Here is a 20,333-nt window from a genome sequence, read left to right on the forward strand (position 1 = left end):
CTCGTGCGGGTGAGGCGGGCAAGGGGTTCGCGGTGGTGGCCAGCGAGGTGAAGGAGCTGGCGCAGGAGACGGCGAAGGCGACGGAGGACATCGCGCGTCGGGTGGAGGCGATCCAGGGGGACACGGTCGGTGCGGTGGAGGCGATCGGGGAGATCGCGGACATCATCGGTCGGATCAACGACTACCAGCTGACGATCGCGTCGGCGGTGGAGGAGCAGACGGCGACGACGAACGAGATGTCGCGCGGGGTGCAGGAGGCGGCGACGGGGTCGAGCGAGATCGCGGGCAACATCACCGGCATCGCCGCCGGCGCGCAGGAGAGCGCGCGGTCGATGGAGCAGCTCAACGTCGCCGTCGGCGAGCTCGCCCACGTCTCCGAGCTGCTCGACGCCCAGGTCTCCCGGTTCCGGCTCTGAGACCGCCGGCCATGACGCCCACACCCCGCGCGGCCGGCGCGCGCCGCGCCCGAGGAGGTCGGCGATGATCCGCGTGCTCGTCGTCGACGACTCCGTCGTGATCCGTCGCCTCGTCGCGCAGACGCTCGACCGGGACCCCGAGATCACCGTCGTCGGCACGGCGGCCGACGGTCGCCTCGCCCTCGCGAAGGTCGAGCAGCTCGATCCCGACGTCGTCACGCTCGACATCGAGATGCCCGTCATGGACGGCATCGAGACGGTCCGGGCGCTCCGCGCGGCCGGCCGGCGCATGCCCGTCGTGATGTTCTCGACGCTCACCGAGCGCGGGGCGGCCGCGACGCTCGACGCCCTGACGGCCGGAGCCACGGACTACGTCACCAAGCCGAGCGGGAGCGGGTCGGTCCAGACCGCGCTCGAGCGCGTCGGCCTGGAGCTCACGCCGAAGATCAAGGCGCTCGTCCCGCGCGCGCCCGCCGCCCCGACGGCGCGGTCCGGCGGGACGACGACCGCGGTCCGGCGTCCCGCCCCGGCCCGACCGGTGCGCGCGGTCGTCGTCGGCTCCTCCACGGGCGGGCCGGAGGCGCTGCGGACCGTGCTGTCGTCCCTGACCACGCCGCTGCCCGTCCCGATGCTCGTGGTCCAGCACATGCCGCCGGTGTTCACGCGGCAGCTGGCCGAGCGCCTGGACCGCGCGGGGCCCACGACCGTGGTCGAGGCCGCCGGCGGCGAGGTGCTCCGTCCCGGTCACGCCTACCTGGCGCCCGGCGGCCGGCACCTCGAGCTCGGCCGCCAGGGCACGGGCCTGACGACCCTCGTCACGGACGGGCCGCCCGTCAACTTCACGCGCCCCGCCGTCGACGTCCTGTTCCGCTCCGCGGTCCGCACGCTCGGCGGCGACCTGCTCGCCGTCGTCCTCACGGGGATGGGCTCCGACGGCCGCGACGGTGCGGGGGAGATCGCCCGCGCCGGCGGCCACGTGCTCGCCCAGGACGAGCAGAGCTCGGTCGTCTGGGGCATGCCGGGCGCCGTCACGACCGCGGGGCACGCCCACGCGGTCCTTCCCCTCGACCAGGTCGCCCGCGCCATCGTCGGTGCGGCCGAAGGAGCGCACGCATGACCGTCTCGACCCAGTCGTTCGCCTACGTGAGCGACCTGGTCCGCAAGCACAGCGCGATCCAGCTCGCGCCGGGCAAGGAGTACCTCGTCGAGGCCCGGCTCGGGCCGCTCGCGCGCGAGAAGGGTCTGCAGGGTCCCGACGCCGTCGACAGCTACGTCCGCCGCTACCTGCGGGGCGGCTCCCCGGCGGAGACCGTGCGGGTCGTCGAGGCCATGACGACCAACGAGACGTCCTGGTTCCGCGACACCTCGCCGTTCACCGCCCTGCGCCGGGCGATCCTGCCGGAGCTCGCGGGCGCGGACCTCAGCATCTGGTCCGCGGCGTGCTCGACCGGCCAGGAGCCGTACAGCATCGCGATGGTCCTGCGCGAGGAGCGGGTGCGGAGCTACCGGATCCTCGCGACGGACATCAACGCGCAGGTCGTCGAGCGGGCCCGGACAGGCCGCTACAGCCAGCTCGAGATCAACCGCGGCCTGCCCGCGCCCATGCTCGTGCGCAACTTCCGGCGCGTGGGCGCCGAGTGGGAGGTCGACCCGGCGCTGCGGGAGAACCTCACGTTCCAGCAGCACAACCTGCTCACGGCGCCGCCCGGGCCGCGGATGTTCGACATCGTCTTCCTGCGCAACGTGCTCATCTACTTCGACATGCCGACCAAGCAGTCGATCCTCGCCCGGCTCCGCAGCCGGGTGCGGCCGGGCGGCTTCCTCCTGCTGGGGGCCGCCGAGACCACCGTCGGCGTCGATCCCGCGTGGGAACGGGTCGACGTCACGCAGGGCTCCATCTACCGACTCCGAGGAGGCAGCGCATGAGAGCGCTGATCATCGACGACGCCCGCGTGATGCGCCGCATCGTCGCCACGACGCTGAGGGATCTCGGCTTCGAGACCGCCGAGGCGGGTGACGGACGCCAGGCGCTCGACCTGCTCGAGGCGGGCGAGCGCTTCGACCTCGCGTGCGTCGACTGGAACATGCCGGTGATGGACGGGCTGCAGTTCGTGCAGGCCGTCCGCGCGCGCCGCGAGTGGCGCGACCTCACGCTCATGATGATCACCACGGAGTCCGAGCAGTCGCGCATCGTGCGCGCGCTCGCCGCCGGTGCCCACGAGTACCTCATCAAGCCGTTCACGCCGGACGCACTCATGGGCAAGCTCGACATGCTCGGGCTCCTGCCGACCAAGGAGCTCGCATGATCGACACCCGGGACACGCTCACCCAGAGCGTCCTGCCCATCGCCCAGGACCTCTTCGCCGCCATGGTCGACGGCGAGCCGGGCCTGCTCGAGCCGGTCGACGCCCTCGGGGCGCCGATCCCCGACCCCGTGCACGCGTGGGTCGACATCGTCGGCCCGACCTCGTGGCGCACGCTCGTCGTGACCGCCCGCCCGACCGCGGACCGCATCGCGCGCGCGCTCCTCCAGCTGGACGACGACGAGACCGTGGGCCTCGACGACGTGCGCGACGCGCTCGGCGAGGTCGCCAACGTCGTCGGCGGGAACCTCAAGGGCATGCTCGACGGCGGCTCCTCGCTCACCCTGCCCGTGGTCGACACCACGGGCCCGGCGGTCGCGCGGGCGGCCGACCACGCGCAGGCGCTGCTGTGGCGCGGCGAACCCCTCGTCATCTCGTTGTGGACCTCGAAGGACGGAGAACAGCTGTGAGAGTCGTCGTCGCGGACGACAGCCGCGTGATGCGGCAGATCGTCGTCCGGACCCTGCGCCAGGCCGGGTTCAAGGACTGGGAGATCCTGCAGGCCGGGGACGGCGCCGAGGCGCTCGCCCTCACCCAGGCGGAGCAGCCGGACCTCGTGCTGTCCGACTGGAACATGCCGGAGATGAACGGCATCGACGTCCTGCGCGCGCTGCGCGCCGCGGGGTCGACCGTGCCGTTCGGTTTCGTCACGTCGGAGGGCTCGCCGCAGATGCGCGAGCTCGCGGACGCCGAGGGCGCCCTGTTCCTCATCGCCAAGCCGTTCGACGCGGACACGTTCGAGGACGTCCTGCGTCCCCACGTCCGTTGACCCGACGCACGTCCCCCCGGAGGAGCCCCCTGTGACCACGACCCCCCTGCCCGAGCTCAAGGAGATCCGCGACCTGTACGCGGGACTGGTCGGCCGCGGGTGCACGGCCGTGCGCGCGAGCGCGCTCCTGACGCCCGAGACGCGGCCGGGCGTCATCGCCGCGACCTACGTCAGCCACCGGGCGCAGGTCGAGGCGGTCGTCGCCGTCGACGTCCCGCTCGGTGCCCACCTCGGCGCCTCGATCGGCCTCGTGCCGCCCGGCCCCGCCCAGGACGCGGCGGCCGAGGGCACGCTGAGCGACGTCCTGCTCGAGAACCTGTCCGAGGTCCTCAACGTCACCGCCGCGCTCTTCAACGCGGAGGACGCGCCGCACCTCAAGCTCGCGGAGGTGTTCGACTCGACGCGCGGGCCGCTGCCCGGCGCGCCCGTGTCGTTCCTGCGCAGCACCGGTCGCCGGCTCGACGCGGAGATCGAGATCGCCGGCTACGGCGGCGGGGCGCTGACGGTGGTCCTCGCCTGACGGCGACGGGACCGACCCGTGCGGAGGCCGGGCCGGGGGCGCACGCCCCGGGCCCGGCCTCTCGTCGTCCCCGGCCCGGTGCTCGTCCCCGGTGCCCGTCCCCGGTGCCCGTCCCGGTGCGCGTCCCGGCACCGCACCGCACGGCACGACGACGGACAGCCACCCCGGTGCCGTGAGCGGCGCCGGGGCGGCTGTGGTCGGGGTGGGGACGCGGTCGTCCGCGACGTCAGGCGGTGACGAGGGTCCGTCGCAGGTCGAGCCCCTGGCCGTCGAGGACGGACTGGACCGCGGCGCCCGTGTCGGGGTGCACGAGCACCGGCGCCATGAGGTTCGCGTGCACGCCGCCGGCGCGCACGCTCGCGACGACGAGCACGAGCGGGTCGGTGTCCTCGGCCCCGATGCGCGCGAGGTCGGACGACGGGATGGCGGGGGAGTAGCCGGGCACCCAGCGGCCGGGGTCGAGGACGAGCATCTCGACGCCCGGGGTGTCGAGCGCGGACAGCGTGTAGACGCCGTCGCCCTGCTCGGTGAGCAGCTCGAACCGGCGGGCCGCGAGGCCGGGAGGCGGGGTGACGAAGGTGAGCGTGGTCATCAGCGGAGGTAGTCCAGGAGGGAGGGCTGCAGGAGGGTGGCGCCGATGCTCAGGGTCGCCTGGTAGGCGACCTGCTTGAGCTGGAGGTCGATCGCGAGCTCGGCGAGGTCGACGTCCTCGATGGCGCCGCGGCGCGTCTCGAGCGAGGTGCGGTTGCCGAGGTTGGTGTCGGCGGCGCGCTCGAGCTGGTTCTGGCGCGCGCCGACGGTCGTGTGCTGGGTGAGGACCGCGTCGAGCCGCGCGTCGACGGCGGCGAGATGGCTGCCGCTCCCGTTGCCGGCCCGCAGGTCGGCCGCCACGGTGTCCAGCAGCGCGAACACCGAGCCGGACCCGGTGCCGAAGACGGCGGCGCCGTCGATGTCGACGCGCACCGTCGAGTCGACGCCGATGCGGCGCTCGACGGACGCCCCGCCGCCCGTGAACGAGTAGTCGTCGCGGAACGCGACCCCCTCGTCCGAGGTCCCGGCGAAGACGGTGCGCCCGAGGTACGTCGAGTTCGACTGGCGCAGCAGCTCGTCGCGCAGCTCCACGAGCTCCGCGGCGACGGCCTCCCGGCCCTCCGTCGACGTCGTGTCCGACGCGCCCTGGAGGACGAGGTCGCGCACCCGCTGGACGATGTCGGTCACGGTGCCGAGCGTCGAGTCGAGCGTCGCGAGCCAGCCCTCGCCGTTCGCGATGTTGCGGTCGTACTGCTGCTCGGCCGCGAGGCGGCCGCGGATCGCGAGGGCGTCCGCCGCGGACGACGGGTCGCTCGAGGCGCGCGTGAGCTTGCGCCCCGAGGTGCCCTGCTCCTGGAGCTCGGCGATCCTCGCGAGGTTGGACTGCAGGCTCCTCGTGACGTACGAGGCCTGCATCTGGTTGGTGATGCGCACGGTTCTCCCCTTGCGGACCTGGTCGTGGGCTACAGCCCGACGCGGCCGGTGCGGTTGATGAGGTGGTCGAGCATCTCGTCGACGGCGGTGAGCACGCGGGCCGCGCCCTGGTAGGCGTGCTGGTACTGCATGAGGTTCACGGTCTCCTCGTCGAGCGAGACGGCGGAGTGCGAGAGCAGGTCGCTGAAGGCCGCCGTCGACGCCGTGGTCGCGAGCTTCGCGTCGTAGCCGGCGGAGCTCGACCTCACGGCGAGCTGCGTGACGTGCGTCGACCACACCGCGTCGGGACCGCCGCCGGCGCTCCCGAGCGCGGCGATGCGGTCGGCCACGGACCCGTCGAGGGATCCCGCCCCGACGGCGGCGGTCGCGACCTGGCTGGGCGCGGTCACCGCGACCCGCAGGCCGGCGCCCGCGGACCTGCCGGGCTCGATCGCGAAGAACGCGCCGCCCGGCGTGCCCGACGGCGTCAGGCCCGTCGTGTGCAGCGCGTTGACCTGCGTGACGAGCGCCGACGCGAGCGCGTCGTAGCCCGCCGCGGCCTGGGCGTAGATCCCGCCGGACGACACCGGCGCGAGGGCCGACAGGTGCCCGGCGAGCTCGCCGCCCTCGAGCCCGACGGCCGCGCCCGGGCGGTGCGACCACTCGAGCCGCACCGCGTCGTCGGCCGCGCCGTCGAGCGTCGAGGACCCGACGAGCCGGACCTCGTTCACGTGGTGGCCGTCGACGAGGAGGTTCCCGCCCAGGAGCACGTTGACGGTGCCGTCGGGGTTCGTGCTCGTCTGGGCGCCCGCGAGGCGCGCCAGGTCGGCGGCGAGCTGGTTGCGCTGGTCGACGAGCTCGTTGGCGGAGCCGTTCTGGCCGGAGGCGTCGAGGATGCGCGTGTTGAGGGCGGCGATCTTGTCGGCGACCGTGTTGATCTCGGCCACGAGCGAGCCCGCGCTCGTGCGCGCCTGGCCCCACGCGGCCTCCACGCGGGCGCGGCCGTCGACGATCCGGTCGACGACGGCGCCGGCCTCCTCGACCACGACCCAGGCCTGGGCGTCCTTGCCCGGGGAGTTCGCGGCGTCCTGCCACGCGCCCCAGAACGACTGCAGCGCGGCGGACAGCCCGGTGTCGGAGGGCTCGCCGTGGATGTCCTCGACGGCCGTGAACGCCGCGGCGCGCACGCTCGCGTACCCGTCGGCGGACGCCGTCTGGCGCACGCGCGACTCGAGGAAGAGGTTCCCGAGCCGGGCGACGCCGTCGATCGTCACGCCCTGGCCGGACCGGGCGGACTGCGAGAGCCGCCCCAGGCCCATCTCGGTGAGCGGGGCCGTGGCCGACTGCTGCACGCGCTGGCGCGTGTAGCCCGGCGTGTTGACGTTGGCCACGTTCTGACCGGTGACGTCGATGCCCGCCTGGGCGGCGCTCATGCCCCGGAAGGCGGTGTTGAGGATGGAGAACGAGCTCATGGGCGGGACTCCTTACAGCACCGTGTCGAAGAGGCGGGCGACGTCGGACCGGTCCGTGGTGGCGCCGGTCGCGTCGTAGGTGCGGGGCTCGCCGCCGAGCGTCGCGAGCGTCTCCTGCGTCGAGCGCGACGCGTGGTTGACGAACTGCGTGTTCGTGTCGCGGACGGTCTTGATCCGCACCGTCAGCTCCGTGAGGCCCGTGAGGTGGCCCTCGAAGATCTCGCGCCAGGGCCCCGCGGCCGGGGCGGCCGCGGCGATCTCCCGCAGCGTGGCGTCGGGCGCCAGGCCCCACTCGGCCGCGACGGTCTCGGACGCGACGGTGCGCACGAGGGTCGCCTCGCGCACCTTCTCCATCACGGTCTCGACCTCGCGGTTCGCGTGGGCGAGCCAGCGGGTGCGGCCGGCGGTGAGGAGCAGCTGCTCCTCCTCGAGCTTGAACAGCAGCATCTCGAGCAGCTCGCGCTCTCGCCACAGCAGGGTCGACAGCTCCTGAGGGCCCAACGTGGCTCTCCCTTGTGTGCGCGGTGGTCGGTCGGGACGGCGGGCAGCGCCCGCTCGAGACCCACTGTCGGCACGCGCGGCGCGCATGTGGCGGCTGATCCCCGCGCCCGCTGCATGGGAGAGGTCAGGACGCGGTGCCACCGCGTGCCTCACCCGCGTCTCCCGGTGCCGTACCGGGCCCGCCCCAGCAGAAAGGTGCTTCGGCGTGAACCTCTCCGAGCGCAACGCTCTCGTCGTCGACAACCTTGCCCTCGTCGGCTTCCTCGTCTCCGACCTGTGCGCGCGGGCCGACCACCTCTCGCGCGAGGACCTCGCGTCGGTCGGCGCGGTCGCCCTCACCACGGCGGCCACGAGCTTCGACCCGACGCGCGGCGTGCCGTTCGGCGCGTACGCGCGGCGCCGCATCGTGGGGGCGCTCGCCGACGAGCTGCGCTCGCAGGACTGGGCCCCGCGCTCGGCGCGCCGCCGCATCAAGGCGCTGACGGCCGTGACGGCGTCGCTCACCGCGTCCCTCGGCCGCGAGCCGACCGACGCGCAGGTCGCCGAGGCGATGGGCGTCGCGGTCGCGGACGTGCGCGCGGCGCGGGACGACGCCGGGCGCTCGATCGTGGCGATGGAGGACACCACCTACGACCACGTCGCGCTCGAGGCGCCGACCCCGGAGGAGCAGGTCCTGTCCGTCGAGGAACGGCACGTGGTGCGCGAGGCGGTGGCCGCGCTGCCGGACCAGCTGCGGCACGTCGTCGAGCAGGTGTACTTCGCGGGGCGCAGCGTCGGCGAGCTCGCCGCCGAGCTGGGGATCAGCCACTCGACCGTCTCGCACGCGCGCATCGAGGCGGTCCGCCTGCTCCGCGAGGGGCTCGAGGCCCACTACTCGGGCCGCGAGGCGAAGGGCCCGGCCGCGCCGCTCACGGCCCGCCGGCGGGAGTACCTCGCCGCGATGGGCGAGCGCGTCGCGGGCGGTGCCACGCAGCGCTCCGCCTGGGCGGTGCCCGCGGCGTCGTGACCCGGGCCGCGACGGCGTCGACCGGCGTCGGTCGACGTCGGCCACCGTCGGGCCGCGGCGTCCGACAGTCCCCAGGAGCAGGCCGGTCGAGGTGACGGGCCGGTACCGGACGAGCCGGCCCGCCCGGGGCCGCGCGGGACAGGAGCGCACGCATGGGTCTCTCGATCGTGACGAACGTGGCGGCGACGACGACGTACCGCCGCCTCGCGACGACGCAGCGCGAGCAGGGGGCGTCGGCGGAGCGGCTCGCGTCCGGCCTGCGGATCACCACCGCCGCGGACGACTCCGCGGGCCTGACGACGGCGGAGGGCCTGCGGGCCCAGGCGAACGGCAGCGCCGTCGCGCAGCGCAACGCGGCGGACGCGGTCGCCATGCTCGAGACGGCGGACGGCGCGCTCGGCGGCATCCAGAGCATGCTCCAGCGCATGCGCGAGCTCGCGCTCCAGGCCGCGAACGACACGAACGGGCCGGACGCGCGCGCCGCGATGGAGGACGAGCTGACGGCGCTCGCGCGCGAGGTGAGCCGGACCCACAACGAGTCGGCCTTCGCCGACCAGCTCCTCCTCGCGAGCGAGCCGACCGTGACCTTCCAGGTCGGTGCCGAGGGGGACGCCGCCTCGACGATCTCCGTCCAGCTCCCGCGCGTGACGTGGGCGGTGTCGTCGGTGCTCGTCGCGGGCGACGGCGACCTGCGCGTGAGCCTGACCGGCGCGGGGTACCCAGAGCTCGCGCACATGACCTCGCGTGCGGCGGTCGAGGCGATCGACCGCGCGATCTCGCGCGTCTCGGAGGAGCGCTCGCGCATGGGCGCGACGATCAACCGGCTCGACCACGCGGCGCGCGTCGCGGGCAGCACGGGGGAGAACCTGCGCGCGGCGGAGTCGCGGATCCGGGACGCCGACCTCGCCCAGGAGCTGCGCGACGGCGCCCGCCTGAACGTGCTGGCGCAGGCGGGGACGGCGATGCTCGCGCAGGCCAACCAGGCGCCGTCGTCGGTGCTGCAGCTCCTGGGCTGAGCCCCCGAGGCTCCCGAAAAGTGACACAGGTCACTGACCACGAGGGGGCGGTGGCTGCCGAGAGTGCTCGGTGACCGGCCCATGGATGGGCTGGGGGATCATCCACTCGCCCGTCTCACGGAGGACTCATCATGGGCTTCAGCGTCAACACGAACGTCTCGGCACTCAACACGTACCGGAACCTCACGAGCACCCAGAACAGCCAGAGCAAGTCGCTGGAGAAGCTGTCCTCGGGTCTGCGGATCAACCGTGCGGCGGACGACGCAGCGGGTCTGTCGATCGCCGAGGGTCTCAAGGCCCAGGTGAACGGTTACAGCGTCGCGGCGCGCAACGCGCAGGACGGCATCAGCGTCGTGCAGACGGCGGAAGGTGCGCTGGGTGAGGCGCAGTCGATCCTGCAGCGCATGCGTGACCTGTCGGTGCAGGCCGCGAACGACACGAACAACGCCGACGCGCGCACCGCCATCAGCTCGGAGCTGGGCGAGCTCGCGGACGAGCTCGACCGGATCGTCGACTCGACGAACTTCAACGGGATCGACCTGCTCAAGTCGACGTCGACGGACCTCACGGTCCAGGTCGGCGCCGAGGGCGCGGGCGGCGGGAACACCATCTCGATCGACCTCACCACCAACGACCTGCAGGGCATCATCGAGGCCGGCGTCTACGACGCCACCAACGGTGGGACGTCGCTCAACGTCGCGACCGCCGCCGGCGCGCAGGCGGCGATCGAGACGATCGACACGGCGCTCAAGGCCGTGTCGACGGCTCGCTCGGGCCTGGGTGCGACGCAGAACCGCCTGGAGTACGCGATCTCCAACATCAACGTCGCGACGGAGAACCTGACCTCCGCCGAGTCGCGCATCCGCGACGTCGACATGGCCAAGGAGATGATGAACTACTCGCGCACCAACATCCTGTCCCAGGCCGGCACCGCGATGCTGGCCCAGGCGAACCAGGCCAGCTCGGGAGTGCTCCAGCTCCTCGGCTGACCCTGACGGCCGCGCGGCCGGTCCCGCGCGGCCGTCCCCACCGACGGCGTCGCACCGGAGCACCCGGTGCGACGCCGTCGTGCTGTGCGCACCGCGGGCGCCCCCGACGGGACGGGGAACTCGTCGAAAGTCGTCCCCCACGACGTGGTGGTGGCTGCCGAGAGTGCTCGGTGACCGGCCCACGGATGGGCTGGGGGATCATCCACTCGCCCGTCTCACGGAGGACTCATCATGGGCTTCAGCGTCAACACGAACGTCTCGGCACTCAACACGTACCGGAACCTCACGAGCACCCAGAACAGCCAGAGCAAGTCGCTGGAGAAGCTGTCCTCGGGTCTGCGGATCAACCGTGCGGCGGACGACGCAGCGGGTCTGTCGATCGCCGAGGGTCTCAAGGCCCAGGTGAACGGTTACAGCGTGGCGGCGCGCAACGCGCAGGACGGCATCAGCGTCGTGCAGACGGCGGAAGGTGCGCTGGGTGAGGCGCAGTCGATCCTGCAGCGCATGCGTGACCTGTCGGTGCAGGCCGCGAACGACACGAACAACGCCGACGCGCGCACCGCCATCAAGTCGGAGCTCGACGAGCTCGCGGACGAGCTCGACCGGATCGTCGACTCGACGAACTTCAACGGCATCGACCTGCTCAAGGCCAGCGCGACCGACCTCACGGTCCAGGTGGGCGCCGAGGGCACCGGTGACGGCAACACCATCACCATCGACCTCACCACCAACGACCTCCAGACGGTCATCGAGGCGGGCGTGTACAACACCGCGGGCGGCAGCTCCCTCACGGTGAACACGGCGGCGAACGCGCAGGCGGCGATCGAGACGATCGACACGGCGCTCAAGGCCGTGTCGACGGCTCGCTCGGGCCTGGGTGCGACGCAGAACCGCCTGGAGTACGCGATCTCCAACATCAACGTCGCGACGGAGAACCTGACCTCCGCCGAGTCGCGCATCCGCGACGTCGACATGGCCAAGGAGATGATGAACTACTCGCGCACCAACATCCTGTCCCAGGCCGGCACCGCGATGCTGGCCCAGGCGAACCAGGCCAGCTCGGGAGTCCTCCAGCTCCTCGGCTGACCCTGACGGCCACCCGGCGGGCGGCACGGACCGCCCTCCGCGCCGTCCGCCGGGTCTTCTCCGCACCACGTCCCCAGCACGTCCCCCGTCCCACACCTGGAGGTGATCCGCGTGGGCATCTCCTTCACCGGGCTGTCGAGCGGTCTCAACACGGCAGACCTCGTCAAGCAGCTCATCGCCGTCGAGTCGATCCCGCAGCAGCAGCTCCAGGCCAAGGTCAAGGCCGAGCGCTCCGAGATCTCCGCGCTCCAGGACCTCAACACGCGCGTGGCCGCGCTCGCGAAGCTCGCCAAGGAGCTCACCGCCGGCGACGCGCTCGCGCTCTTCACCGCGAAGGGCTCGTCCGACGCGGTCTCGGTCACCGCCCGCGCCGGCGCCTCCCCGGGGAGCATCGACGTCGTCGTCGACGCCGTCGCCACCGCGCAGAAGTCGGTCACCGCGACCCTCACGACGGCTCCCACCACGCGCTTCACCCTCACGGACGCCGCGGGCGAGCACACCGAGCTGACCGCGGCCTCCACGTCGCTCGACGACGTCGTCGCGGCGATCAACCGCGCCGACGCGGGCGTCACCGCGGTCAAGGTCGGTGCGGGTACCGACGCCGCGACGGGGGAGAAGCTCTACCGCCTCCAGCTCACGGGCGCCGCGACGGGCGCCGCGGGCGCGTTCTCGTTCCACGCCGGGACCGCCGCCGAGGTGGACGCCGGCACCGCGACGAACCTGCTCGCCGCTCCCGGCGCGGCCACCGTCACGGCGGCCGCCGACTCCGTGGTGCGCCTGTGGGCCGGCACCGCCGCCGAGCAGACCGTCACCTCGGCGTCGAGCACGTTCACCGACCTCCTTCCCGGCATCGACGTCACCGTCTCGAAGGCGTCCGCCGACCCCGTCACCGTCACCGTCGCCGAGGACCCCGAGGCGCGCGCGAACAAGGTCCGCAGCCTCGTCGACGCCGTGAGCGCGATCCTCGCGCGCATCGGGACGCAGACCAAGGTGACCATCGGGTCCGACGGATCGACCTCCGGCGCGACGCTCGCCGGCGAGTCCATCGTGCGCAACGCGCGCCAGTCGCTGCTCGGCGCCGTCACGGACCCGGTGGACGGGGCGTCGCTGTCGTCGATCGGCATCGAGATCACGCGCTACGGCGAGGTCACGTTCGACGCCGAGAAGCTCTCGGCGGCCCTCGCCGCCGACCCCGACACGACGATGAGCACGTTCACGCAGGTCGCGACGCGCGTCCAGAAGGCCTCCGAGATGCTCTCCGACAAGTACGACGGCCTCCTCACGACGTCCGTCAAGAACCGCGAGACCCAGGCCACCCGCCTGGACGACCAGATCGCCCGGTGGGACCAGCGGCTCGAGCAGCGCTTCAAGCGCCTCACCGCGCAGTACACCGTCATGGAGGTCCAGCTCGCCAAGCTCGACTCGCAGCAGCAGTGGCTGACGGGCCAGCTCGCGACCCTCATGCCCTCCTCGTCCTCGAAGCGCTGAGCCGCACCTCCAGCGAAGGAACCGCCGTGACCCACCTCGCCCGGAGCGCCTACGGGCGCGACGCCATCCTCACCGCGTCCCCCGCGCGCCTGCTGACGCTGCTCTACGACCGTCTCGTGCTCGACCTGCGCCGGGCCGAGGCCGCGCAGGGCGAGGAGCGGTGGGCCGCCGCGTCCGAGCAGCTCCTGCACGCCCAGGCGATCGTGGCCGAGCTCATGGGCTCGCTCGACACCACGGTCTGGGACGGTGCCGAGGACCTCATGGCCCTCTACGTCTACGTCCACGAAGCCTTGATCGCCGCGAACGTCCACCGCGACATCGGGCGCACGCACGAGGTCCTCGAGATCGTCGTGCCGCTCCAGGAGACGTGGCGCCAGGCCGCGGAGGTGCTGCCCGCCGGGCACGGGAGCGCCGCGGCGCACGGCGGCGGAGCGACCGGTGTCGCCTGACCGCGCAGGCACGGTCACGGCCTGGACCCGTGCCCTCGACGAGCTCGACGCGATGGCGTCGGTCGCGGGCGAGCACGCCGGCGAGACGGCCGTCGCCCACCTGGCCGCGTGGACCCCTCCGACCGGGCTGGGGCGGCTCCCGGCCGAGCTCGTGGACCGCGCGCTCGAGGTCCTGGTCCGCCAGGCCGACGTGGTGGACCGCCTGCACGCCGCCATCGTGGAGAACCGGCGGCACTCCCGTGCCCTGACGTGCGTGCCCCGCGCGCACGACTCGACCGCGGCGGCGTACCTCGACGTGAGCGCCTGACCCTCGCGACACCTCCGGCCCGGCGGCGCTCCCGGGCGAGCACGGCTCACGCGTCGCGACCCTGCATAGGGGTCGGGTGAGCACACGACCGACCGCGCAGCACGCGTCCCCGCTGCGCGCGCACGACGCACGACGGCGGCCCCTCGGCCGTCGTCGGCTCAGGGTGAGCACGGACCGCTCCCCCCGCAGGCCATCGGACGGCCGACACCGACGACGTGGGGAATCCGCGACCGTGTTCGACTCCGTCACCTCCGTAGCGATCCAGAGCGCGCTGGACGGGCTGTCCGCCCGGCAGAGCGCCATCGCCGAGAACGTCGCCAACATCAACACCCCGGGCTACACCGCGAAGCGCGTGCAGTTCGAGGAGGCGCTGGCGGCCTCCGTCGCCGACGGCGACGCCCGGCGCACCGCCTTCACCGTCGACCGCTCGCTCGAGCCGACCCGGCTCGACGGCTCGAACGTCAACCTCGACACCGAGACCGTCTCGAACGTCGACACCGTCCTGCGCTACCAGTTCGCGACCCAGGCCGTCGGCGGCGAGGCCGCCGCCCTGCGCGCGGCGATGCGGACGGCCTGACATGACCTACGACGCTCTCGGCATCGCCGGCACCGGCCTCACCCTGCACCGCAAGTGGCTCGACGCCGTCGCGGACAACCTCGCGAACGTCAACACCGTCACGTCGACCGACGACGCCGCGTTCCGCGCCCGCTACGTCCTCGCCACCGAGGGCGGCGAGAAGAACCCGGGCGCGTACGTCGCCGGGGCGGCGTGGGGGAGCGCGGAGGGCCGGCTCACGTACGAGCCGGACCACCCGCTCGCGGACGAGGACGGCTACGTGCGCTACCCGGACATCGACATGTCCGAGCAGATGGGCAGCCTCATCCTCGCCCAGCGCGGCTACCAGGCGAACGCCGCCGTGATCGACCGCGCGAAGACGGCCTACGAAGCAGCACTCCAGATCGGGAAGTGATCCTCATGTCCATCCCCTCCGTCGAGGCCACGACCGGCACCGGGTACCTCACCGGCGTCGAGAGCCTCTCCGCGACCGCTGCCGCCGCGACCGGGTCGACCGGTGCCGCGGGCGCGAGCGCCTTCGCCGACGTGCTGGGCGGCGCGGTCGACAGCACGCAGCAGCTCCAGGGCGCCGCGAACGAGCTGGCGATCGCCGCCGTCACGGGCGACCTCGAGAGCGTCCACCAGGCGACCATCGCCTCCACCCGTGCCCAGACGACCCTCGAGCTCGTCGCCGCCGTGCGCAACAAGGCGGTCGACGCGTTCAACGAGATCATGAGGATGCAGGCCTGACGATGCCCGAGAAGATCAGGTCGACGTTCGGCCGCGCGTTCGGCGCCGTCCGCGACTTCACCATCGCCCAGCGCACGCTCGCGCTGCTCGCCCTCGCGATCCTCGTGGTCGGGATCGTCGCGCTCGTGTCGTGGGCGTCGCGCCCCAGCTACACGCCCCTGTTCTCCGGCATGTCGAGCGCGGACGCCGCCGCGATCGTCGACCAGCTCCGCTCGCAGGGCGTGCCCTACGAGCTGACCGACGGCGGCGGCACGGTGCTCGTGCCCGAGGAGCGGGTCTACGAGCAGCGGCTCGCGGCCGCGACGGCCGGCCTGCCCGCCGACGAGTCGACGGGCGGCTACTCGCTGCTCGACGAGATGGGCGTCACGTCGAGCGAGTTCCAGCAGGACGTGACGTACAAGCGCGCGCTCGAGGGCGAGCTCGCCCGCACCCTCTCCGCGATGGACGGCGTCGAGACGGCGACCGTCCAGCTCGCGATCCCCGAGAAGACGGTCTTCGCGGCCGAGCAGGGCACCCCGACCGCGTCGGTGTTCGTCGCTCCCGCCCGCGGCCAGAAGCTCACGACCGAGCAGGTCGAGGCGATGGTCCACCTCGTCTCGGCGTCGATCGACGGCATGGCACCCACCGACGTCGCGGTCGTCGACGCGCAGGGAGAGGTGCTCTCCGAGGTCGGCGTCGGGGCGCGCTCGTCGGGCGAGCAGGCCGGGCAGTACGAGGAGAAGGTGTCCGGGCAGGTGCAGGCGATGCTCGACCGCGTCGTCGGGGCCGGGAACTCGACCGTCGCGGTGACCGCGCAGATGGACGTGGCGAGCTCCGAGCGTCTCGAGGAGACGTTCCGCACGCCGGAGGGCGGGCCCGTCCTCAACGAGTCCACGACGACCGAGGAGTACACCGGCGCGGGCGGTGGCGTCGCCGGGGTGCTGGGACCGGACAACATCGCCGTCCCGGGCGGCGCCGGCGGGGACAGCAGCTACACGTCGGAGGACGCCACGCGCAACAACGCGATCGACAAGGTCACGGAGACCACGACGACGCCCGCCGGCGCGCTGACCCGGCAGGCCGTGTCCGTCGCGCTCGACGCCGAGGTGGCCCGGGGGATGGACACGGCCGCGATCACCGCGATGGTCTCCGCCGCCGCCGGCATCGACGCCGAGCGCGGGGACACCGTCGAGGTCGCGGTGCTGCCGTTCGACACGGGCGCCGCGGAGTCGGCCCAGGCCGCGCTCGCCGCGGCGGAGGAGGCGGCCGCCGCCGAGAGCCGGGCGCAGATGCTGCGCACCGCGGCGGTCGTCGCCGGGGTGCTCATCGCCCTGGTGATCGTGCTCGTGGCCGTGCGGCGCGCCCGTCGTCGCCGCGAGCGGCGCGAGACGGTCGACCTCGAGGACCTCCGCATGACGACCCTGCACGAGCTCGACCGCGACGACGAGCACCCGGCGCTCCTGTCCGGCGGCGGTCAGGGCGAGCTCGAGCCCGTGCCCGAGCGGCCGGAGATCCAGCCCCCGACCCCGCGGTTCACGAGCCTCGACCAGCGTCGGGCCGAGATCGACGCGCTCGCGGCGACCGACCCCGACAAGACGGCCGAGTACCTGCGGGTGCTGCTCGCCGAGGACCGGGCGGGGGCGCAGCGATGAGCGTCACGACGGCACCGCCCGAGACGGCGCCGCCGGGCACCGGCGCCGCCGGTCTGGCGGCCGCCCTCGACCCCGCCGCCGCGGCGGCCGCGACCGAGGCGGCGCGCAAGGTCGCCGCGATGAGCGGGGTGCAGAAGGTCGCCCTGGTGCTCATGCAGCTCAGCCAGGAGCGGGCGGCGACGGTCCTGTCGCTGCTCTCCGAGGAGGAGGCCTCCGAGGTCGCCGCCGAGATCATGCGCACCCAGGTGGTGGACGAGGACCTGGCGGTCGCGGCCCTCGACGAGTTCTACGACATGGCGCTGTCCGGCACGCCGCGCCCGCGCGGGGGCAAGGACTTCGCCGTCGGGCTGCTCGAGGCGTCGATGGGCGCCGACCGGGCGGCCGACGTGGTCGAGCGCCTCGTCGCGAGCATGCAGGGCAAGGCGTTCGAGTACCTCGACGGCACCGAGCCGGGACAGATCGTGTCCCTGCTCGACGGCGAGCACCCACAGACCGTCGCCCTCGTCCTCGCGCACCTCAGCTCGGGCGTCGCGTCCGCGGTGCTCGCCAAGCTGGCCGACGACTACCGCACGGACGTCGCGCAGGCGCTCGCGACCATGGGCACCGCGTCGCCGGACGCGGTGAAGATCGTGTCGGAGCAGTTCCGCACCCGCATGGGCGCGAGCATCACCCCGCGTCAGCCGGTCGAGATCCTCGGCGGCGTCCAGCCGCTCGTCGACATCATCAACCGCTCCGACGGCGCCACGGAGAAGGCGGTCCTCGAAGGGCTCGAGGCCCGCGACCCGCAGCTCGCCGAGGAGGTCCGCTCGCGCATGCTGACCTTCGAGGACATCGCCTCGTTCGAGGCGCGCGACGTGCAGATCATCCTGCGCGGCGTCGAGATGTCGGTGCTCGCGCTCGCGATGAAGGGCACGACCGCCAAGGTCGTCGAGACGATCACGAAGAACATCTCCGAGCGCAACCGGGCGCTGCTGGAGGAGGAGGTCGCCGGGCTGGGCGGGGTGCGCATCAGCCAGGTCGAGGAGGCGCGCGCGGAGATCGTCCGCGTCGTCCGCAACCTCGAGGCCGACGAGAAGATCACGATCCACCGCACGGACGGGGACGAGCTTGTCTACTGACGCCTCCTTCGTGCCGCGGGCCGTGCCGGTCCTGCGCAGCGACCGCGTCGCGGAGGTCGAGGCGGCGGCGTCGGCCCGCGGGTACGCCGCCGGCTACGCGGCCGGGGCCCGCGCGGCCCGCGACGAGGCGGAGCGCCTGCGCGCCGCGCTCGAGGCGGACCACGCGCGGCGCACCGCCGAGCGCGACGAGCGGACCGCGCGCGCGGTCGCCGTCCTGCGCGAGGCCGCCCGGGCGCTCGGCGAGCGGACGGTCCCCGTCGTCGCCGCGGCGCAGGACGCCACGGTCCGGGGCGCGCTCGACCTCGCGGGGTCCGTCCTCGGGTACGAGCTCACCGACCGGCCGGGGGCCGCCCGCGCGGCCCTCGCGCGCGCGACGGCCGTCGCCGACGGCGCGGTCGTCGCCGTCCGGCTGCACCCCGACGACGTGCGCCTGCTGACCGAGGCCGGGGTCGACGACGTCCGCCTCGTCGCGGACGCGTCGCTCGACCGCGGCGACGCCGTCGCGGAGCTCGAGCACGGCTTCCTCGACGCGCGCGTGCGCGCCGCCGTCGACCGGGCGCGGGCCGAGCTGGCGCTGCTCGACGTCGGGCCCGACCTCCCGCCCGACGCCGGGCCCGGCGCGGCCGGAGGGTCGTCGTGACGGCCCCGGTCGGCTCCGCCGTGCCGGGCACGCGCACCACGGCGGGCGCGACCCGCCCGCACTCCCGCCCGCCCGCGCTCGAGTCCCTCGTCGCGGTGGCGCGGCCCGAGCGGGTCGGCGTCGTGACGTCGGCCGTCGGGCTGAGCCTCGAGGTCGCGGGCCTGAGCTGCGGCATCGGCGACCTCGTCCACGTCGGCGACGGCCCGCACCCCCTCGACGCGGAGGTCGTCGCGACCGCCGAGGGCAGGGCGCGCTGCATGCCGCTCGGCCGGCTCTCCGGTGTCCGCGCGGGCGACCCGGTGCGCACGCGCGGCACCGGGGTCCTCGTCCCGACCGGGCGCGGCCTGTTCGGCCGCGTGGTCGACGCGCTCGGCCGCCCCGTGGACGGGCGCGGCCCGCTCGGGCGCGCGCCCCGCGTGCCCGTGGACGCGGACGCGCCCGCCGCGATGGAGCGGGCGCGCATCGACACGCCGCTCCAGACCGGCGTACGGGTCCTCGACACGCTCACCACGCTCGGCCGGGGCCAGCGCATCGGGCTGTTCGCCGGCTCCGGCGTCGGCAAGTCCTCGCTGCTGTCGATGGTCGCGCGCGGGACCGACGCCGAGGTGTCGGTCATCGCGCTCGTCGGCGAGCGCGGGCGCGAGGTGCGCGAGTTCCTCGAGGACGACCTCGGCCCCGAGGGCCTGGCCCGGTCGGTCGTCGTCGTCGCGACGTCCGACGAGCCCGCGATGATGCGCCGCCGCGCAGCCTTCACGGCGACCCGGATCGCCGAGTCGTTCCGGGAGGCCGGGTCGCACGTCGTCCTCATGATGGACTCCCTCACGCGCGTGTCCATGGCGCAGCGCGAGATCGGGCTGTCCGTGGGGGAGCCCCCCGCGACGCGCGGCTACCCGCCGTCGACGTTCTCCCTCATGGGGAACCTGCTCGAGCGCGCGGGCACCGCGGCGACGGGCTCCGTCACCGGGATCTACACCGTCCTCGTCGACGGCGACGACCACAACGAGCCGATCGCCGACCAGGCGCGCTCGATCCTCGACGGGCACGTGGTGCTCGACCGGTCCATCGCCGTCTCGGGCCACTACCCGGCGGTCGACGCGCTCGCGTCGGTCTCGCGCGTCGCGTCGCGCGTGACCACGCCCGAGCAGAGGTCGGTCGCGCTCACGCTGCGCCGGGTCCTCGCGGCGCGCCGCAAGGCGCAGGACATCCTCGACATCGGGGCGTACAAGAAGGGCACCGACCCCCTCGTCGACGCGAGCCTCGAGCACCAGGGGGCGATCGACGCCTTCCTGCAGCAGGTCATGACCGACAGGACGCCGGCCGAGGAGTCGTGGGCGCGCCTCACGCGGCTCACCCAGGTGCTGGCCGGAGGGGAGGACTGATGGCGGGGAAGTTCCGGCTCGCGGGCGTGCTGCGCCTGCGTCGCCTCGAGGAGGACGGCGCCAAGGCGGCGCTCGCGGGAGCGCACGCGGACCTCGCGCGCACCGTGGAGGAGGCGGGCGGTCTCGCCGCCTACCTCGACGCCTCGCCCGAGCGCCCGACGACGAGCGCGGCGCTGTCCGGGCTCGCGGCCTCCCGCGCCGCGGCGAGCGCGTTGTTCTCCGTGCTCGAGTCCGAGGAGCGCGTGCGCGCGCACGCCGTGGACGAGGCGCGCGCCGAGCTCGCGCGCGCCCGCGCCGCCGCGCTGGGCCTCGAGAAGCTCGAGGAGCGGCACGACGCCGAGACGGCCCGCGCGGAAGGGCGCGCCGACCAGGCCGCGCTCGACGAGATCGCCTCGGCCGCGCGGCGCACGACGGCCGGGGGGTCGACGACGTGA

General features: G+C 73.9%; 26 protein-coding genes. 22 read left to right on the forward strand and 4 right to left on the reverse strand.

All coding sequences use genetic code 11. From position 1 onward, the window contains the following. The 7 genes from GWJ10_RS18150 to GWJ10_RS18180 form a co-directional block, all read left to right on the forward strand. Nucleotides 1-416, forward strand: a 416-nt coding sequence (locus tag GWJ10_RS18150) for a methyl-accepting chemotaxis protein (RefSeq protein ID WP_241005901.1), incomplete at its 5' end; no start/stop codon positions are given. A gap of 64 nt (nucleotides 417-480) precedes the next feature. Beyond that, complete coding sequence (locus tag GWJ10_RS18155) at nucleotides 481-1,533, forward strand: chemotaxis response regulator protein-glutamate methylesterase (protein ID WP_163188833.1); 1,053 nt, start codon at nucleotides 481-483, stop codon at nucleotides 1,531-1,533. Further along, entirely contained in the window at nucleotides 1,530-2,342 is an 813-nt protein-coding gene (locus GWJ10_RS18160; RefSeq protein ID WP_021482438.1) for a protein-glutamate O-methyltransferase CheR, read from the forward strand. The genes GWJ10_RS18155 and GWJ10_RS18160 overlap by 4 nt, the downstream gene beginning before the upstream one ends. Next, nucleotides 2,339-2,722 carry a response regulator gene (locus tag GWJ10_RS18165; protein ID WP_021482437.1) on the forward strand — a complete coding sequence of 128 codons (384 nt, stop codon included), beginning with the start codon at nucleotides 2,339-2,341 and terminating at the stop codon, nucleotides 2,720-2,722. The genes GWJ10_RS18160 and GWJ10_RS18165 overlap by 4 nt, the downstream gene beginning before the upstream one ends. Then, a complete protein-coding gene (locus GWJ10_RS18170) occupies nucleotides 2,719-3,189 on the forward strand; it encodes a chemotaxis protein CheX (RefSeq protein ID WP_021482436.1) in 471 nt (156 codons plus the stop codon). The genes GWJ10_RS18165 and GWJ10_RS18170 overlap by 4 nt, the downstream gene beginning before the upstream one ends. Further along, complete coding sequence (locus GWJ10_RS18175; RefSeq protein ID WP_021482435.1) at nucleotides 3,186-3,548, forward strand: response regulator; 363 nt, start codon at nucleotides 3,186-3,188, stop codon at nucleotides 3,546-3,548. Before GWJ10_RS18170 ends, GWJ10_RS18175 begins: the two co-directional genes overlap by 4 nt. 31 nt (nucleotides 3,549-3,579) lie before the next feature. Then, a complete protein-coding gene (locus tag GWJ10_RS18180; protein ID WP_021482434.1) occupies nucleotides 3,580-4,068 on the forward strand; it encodes a hypothetical protein in 489 nt (162 codons plus the stop codon). A 226-nt stretch (nucleotides 4,069-4,294) separates the two neighbouring features. Here the strand turns inward: GWJ10_RS18180 and GWJ10_RS18185 are convergent, their stop codons facing one another. The 4 genes from GWJ10_RS18185 to GWJ10_RS18200 are packed head-to-tail and all read right to left on the reverse strand — an operon-like array spanning nucleotide 4,295 to nucleotide 7,484. After that, nucleotides 4,295-4,660, reverse strand: coding sequence for a flagellar assembly protein FliW (locus tag GWJ10_RS18185; protein ID WP_021483278.1), 366 nt, complete (start codon nucleotides 4,658-4,660; stop codon nucleotides 4,295-4,297). Then, a complete protein-coding gene (gene flgL, locus GWJ10_RS18190) occupies nucleotides 4,660-5,532 on the reverse strand; it encodes a flagellar hook-associated protein FlgL (protein WP_241005902.1) in 873 nt (290 codons plus the stop codon). The genes GWJ10_RS18185 and flgL overlap by 1 nt, the downstream gene beginning before the upstream one ends. Nucleotides 5,533-5,561: 29 nt before the next feature. Further along, complete coding sequence (gene flgK / locus GWJ10_RS18195) at nucleotides 5,562-6,983, reverse strand: flagellar hook-associated protein FlgK (RefSeq protein WP_163188834.1); 1,422 nt, start codon at nucleotides 6,981-6,983, stop codon at nucleotides 5,562-5,564. A gap of 12 nt (nucleotides 6,984-6,995) precedes the next feature. Beyond that, entirely contained in the window at nucleotides 6,996-7,484 is a 489-nt protein-coding gene (locus GWJ10_RS18200) for a flagellar protein FlgN (protein WP_021483253.1), read from the reverse strand. 205 nt (nucleotides 7,485-7,689) lie between these two features. On the opposite strand from GWJ10_RS18200, the gene GWJ10_RS18205 reads away from it, so the two are divergent. The 15 genes from GWJ10_RS18205 to GWJ10_RS18275 all read left to right on the forward strand — a co-directional run bounded on the left by GWJ10_RS18205 (nucleotide 7,690) and on the right by GWJ10_RS18275 (nucleotide 20,333). Then, nucleotides 7,690-8,490 (forward strand): sigma-70 family RNA polymerase sigma factor, encoded by an 801-nt coding sequence (locus GWJ10_RS18205; protein WP_061266685.1) that lies wholly within the window; start codon nucleotides 7,690-7,692, stop codon nucleotides 8,488-8,490. A 152-nt stretch (nucleotides 8,491-8,642) separates the two neighbouring features. Then, entirely contained in the window at nucleotides 8,643-9,506 is an 864-nt protein-coding gene (locus tag GWJ10_RS18210; protein ID WP_163188835.1) for a flagellin, read from the forward strand. A gap of 131 nt (nucleotides 9,507-9,637) precedes the next feature. Then, nucleotides 9,638-10,495 (forward strand): flagellin, encoded by an 858-nt coding sequence (locus GWJ10_RS18215; RefSeq protein ID WP_061266687.1) that lies wholly within the window; start codon nucleotides 9,638-9,640, stop codon nucleotides 10,493-10,495. A 231-nt stretch (nucleotides 10,496-10,726) separates the two neighbouring features. Continuing rightward, complete coding sequence (locus tag GWJ10_RS18220; RefSeq protein WP_163188836.1) at nucleotides 10,727-11,581, forward strand: flagellin; 855 nt, start codon at nucleotides 10,727-10,729, stop codon at nucleotides 11,579-11,581. 111 nt (nucleotides 11,582-11,692) lie between these two features. Then, complete coding sequence (gene fliD / locus GWJ10_RS18225; RefSeq protein ID WP_061266688.1) at nucleotides 11,693-13,069, forward strand: flagellar filament capping protein FliD; 1,377 nt, start codon at nucleotides 11,693-11,695, stop codon at nucleotides 13,067-13,069. 26 nt (nucleotides 13,070-13,095) lie between these two features. Continuing rightward, a complete protein-coding gene (gene fliS / locus GWJ10_RS18230; RefSeq protein WP_163188837.1) occupies nucleotides 13,096-13,518 on the forward strand; it encodes a flagellar export chaperone FliS in 423 nt (140 codons plus the stop codon). Further along, on the forward strand, nucleotides 13,508-13,825 hold the full coding sequence (locus GWJ10_RS18235) for a hypothetical protein (RefSeq protein ID WP_061266689.1): 318 nt from the start codon (nucleotides 13,508-13,510) through the stop codon (nucleotides 13,823-13,825). Before fliS ends, GWJ10_RS18235 begins: the two co-directional genes overlap by 11 nt. A gap of 232 nt (nucleotides 13,826-14,057) precedes the next feature. Next, a complete protein-coding gene (locus GWJ10_RS18240) occupies nucleotides 14,058-14,402 on the forward strand; it encodes a flagellar basal body protein (protein ID WP_021482579.1) in 345 nt (114 codons plus the stop codon). A 1-nt stretch (nucleotide 14,403) separates the two neighbouring features. Beyond that, nucleotides 14,404-14,796 carry a flagellar basal body rod C-terminal domain-containing protein gene (locus GWJ10_RS18245; RefSeq protein ID WP_021482578.1) on the forward strand — a complete coding sequence of 131 codons (393 nt, stop codon included), beginning with the start codon at nucleotides 14,404-14,406 and terminating at the stop codon, nucleotides 14,794-14,796. 5 nt (nucleotides 14,797-14,801) lie between these two features. Then, entirely contained in the window at nucleotides 14,802-15,131 is a 330-nt protein-coding gene (gene fliE / locus GWJ10_RS18250) for a flagellar hook-basal body complex protein FliE (RefSeq protein WP_061266694.1), read from the forward strand. 2 nt (nucleotides 15,132-15,133) lie between these two features. Further along, nucleotides 15,134-16,762: a flagellar basal-body MS-ring/collar protein FliF gene (fliF, locus tag GWJ10_RS18255; protein ID WP_163188838.1), complete on the forward strand. Its 1,629-nt coding sequence runs from the start codon at nucleotides 15,134-15,136 to the stop codon at nucleotides 16,760-16,762. After that, nucleotides 16,759-17,880: a flagellar motor switch protein FliG gene (fliG, locus tag GWJ10_RS18260; RefSeq protein ID WP_163188839.1), complete on the forward strand. Its 1,122-nt coding sequence runs from the start codon at nucleotides 16,759-16,761 to the stop codon at nucleotides 17,878-17,880. Before fliF ends, fliG begins: the two co-directional genes overlap by 4 nt. Further along, nucleotides 17,870-18,520, forward strand: a complete 651-nt coding sequence (locus tag GWJ10_RS18265; protein ID WP_083711187.1) for a FliH/SctL family protein — start codon at nucleotides 17,870-17,872, stop codon at nucleotides 18,518-18,520. Before fliG ends, GWJ10_RS18265 begins: the two co-directional genes overlap by 11 nt. 95 nt (nucleotides 18,521-18,615) lie before the next feature. Next, on the forward strand, nucleotides 18,616-19,899 hold the full coding sequence (locus GWJ10_RS18270) for a FliI/YscN family ATPase (RefSeq protein WP_232322819.1): 1,284 nt from the start codon (nucleotides 18,616-18,618) through the stop codon (nucleotides 19,897-19,899). Next, nucleotides 19,899-20,333 carry a flagellar FliJ family protein gene (locus tag GWJ10_RS18275; protein ID WP_043660553.1) on the forward strand — a complete coding sequence of 145 codons (435 nt, stop codon included), beginning with the start codon at nucleotides 19,899-19,901 and terminating at the stop codon, nucleotides 20,331-20,333. The genes GWJ10_RS18270 and GWJ10_RS18275 overlap by 1 nt, the downstream gene beginning before the upstream one ends.

The organism is Cellulosimicrobium sp. SL-1 (assembly GCF_011033075.1).
Lineage (GTDB): Bacteria > Actinomycetota > Actinomycetes > Actinomycetales > Cellulomonadaceae > Cellulosimicrobium > Cellulosimicrobium funkei.

What these genes read in the sequence shown, in the direction of transcription:
- GWJ10_RS18155 (WP_163188833.1), top strand. Translation starts at nt 481, where the DNA reads ATGATCCGCGTGCTCGTCGTCGACGACTCCGTCGTGATCCGTCGCCTC.
- GWJ10_RS18160 (WP_021482438.1), top strand. Translation starts at nt 1,530, where the DNA reads ATGACCGTCTCGACCCAGTCGTTCGCCTACGTGAGCGACCTGGTCCGC.
- GWJ10_RS18165 (WP_021482437.1), top strand. Translation starts at nt 2,339, where the DNA reads ATGAGAGCGCTGATCATCGACGACGCCCGCGTGATGCGCCGCATCGTC.
- GWJ10_RS18170 (WP_021482436.1), top strand. Translation starts at nt 2,719, where the DNA reads ATGATCGACACCCGGGACACGCTCACCCAGAGCGTCCTGCCCATCGCC.
- GWJ10_RS18185 (WP_021483278.1), bottom strand. Translation starts at nt 4,660, where the DNA reads ATGACCACGCTCACCTTCGTCACCCCGCCTCCCGGCCTCGCGGCCCGC.
- flgK (WP_163188834.1), bottom strand. Translation starts at nt 6,983, where the DNA reads ATGAGCTCGTTCTCCATCCTCAACACCGCCTTCCGGGGCATGAGCGCC.
- GWJ10_RS18210 (WP_163188835.1), top strand. Translation starts at nt 8,643, where the DNA reads ATGGGTCTCTCGATCGTGACGAACGTGGCGGCGACGACGACGTACCGC.
- GWJ10_RS18215 (WP_061266687.1), top strand. Translation starts at nt 9,638, where the DNA reads ATGGGCTTCAGCGTCAACACGAACGTCTCGGCACTCAACACGTACCGG.
- GWJ10_RS18220 (WP_163188836.1), top strand. Translation starts at nt 10,727, where the DNA reads ATGGGCTTCAGCGTCAACACGAACGTCTCGGCACTCAACACGTACCGG.
- GWJ10_RS18245 (WP_021482578.1), top strand. Translation starts at nt 14,404, where the DNA reads ATGACCTACGACGCTCTCGGCATCGCCGGCACCGGCCTCACCCTGCAC.
- fliE (WP_061266694.1), top strand. Translation starts at nt 14,802, where the DNA reads ATGTCCATCCCCTCCGTCGAGGCCACGACCGGCACCGGGTACCTCACC.
- fliF (WP_163188838.1), top strand. Translation starts at nt 15,134, where the DNA reads ATGCCCGAGAAGATCAGGTCGACGTTCGGCCGCGCGTTCGGCGCCGTC.
- fliG (WP_163188839.1), top strand. Translation starts at nt 16,759, where the DNA reads ATGAGCGTCACGACGGCACCGCCCGAGACGGCGCCGCCGGGCACCGGC.
- GWJ10_RS18275 (WP_043660553.1), top strand. Translation starts at nt 19,899, where the DNA reads ATGGCGGGGAAGTTCCGGCTCGCGGGCGTGCTGCGCCTGCGTCGCCTC.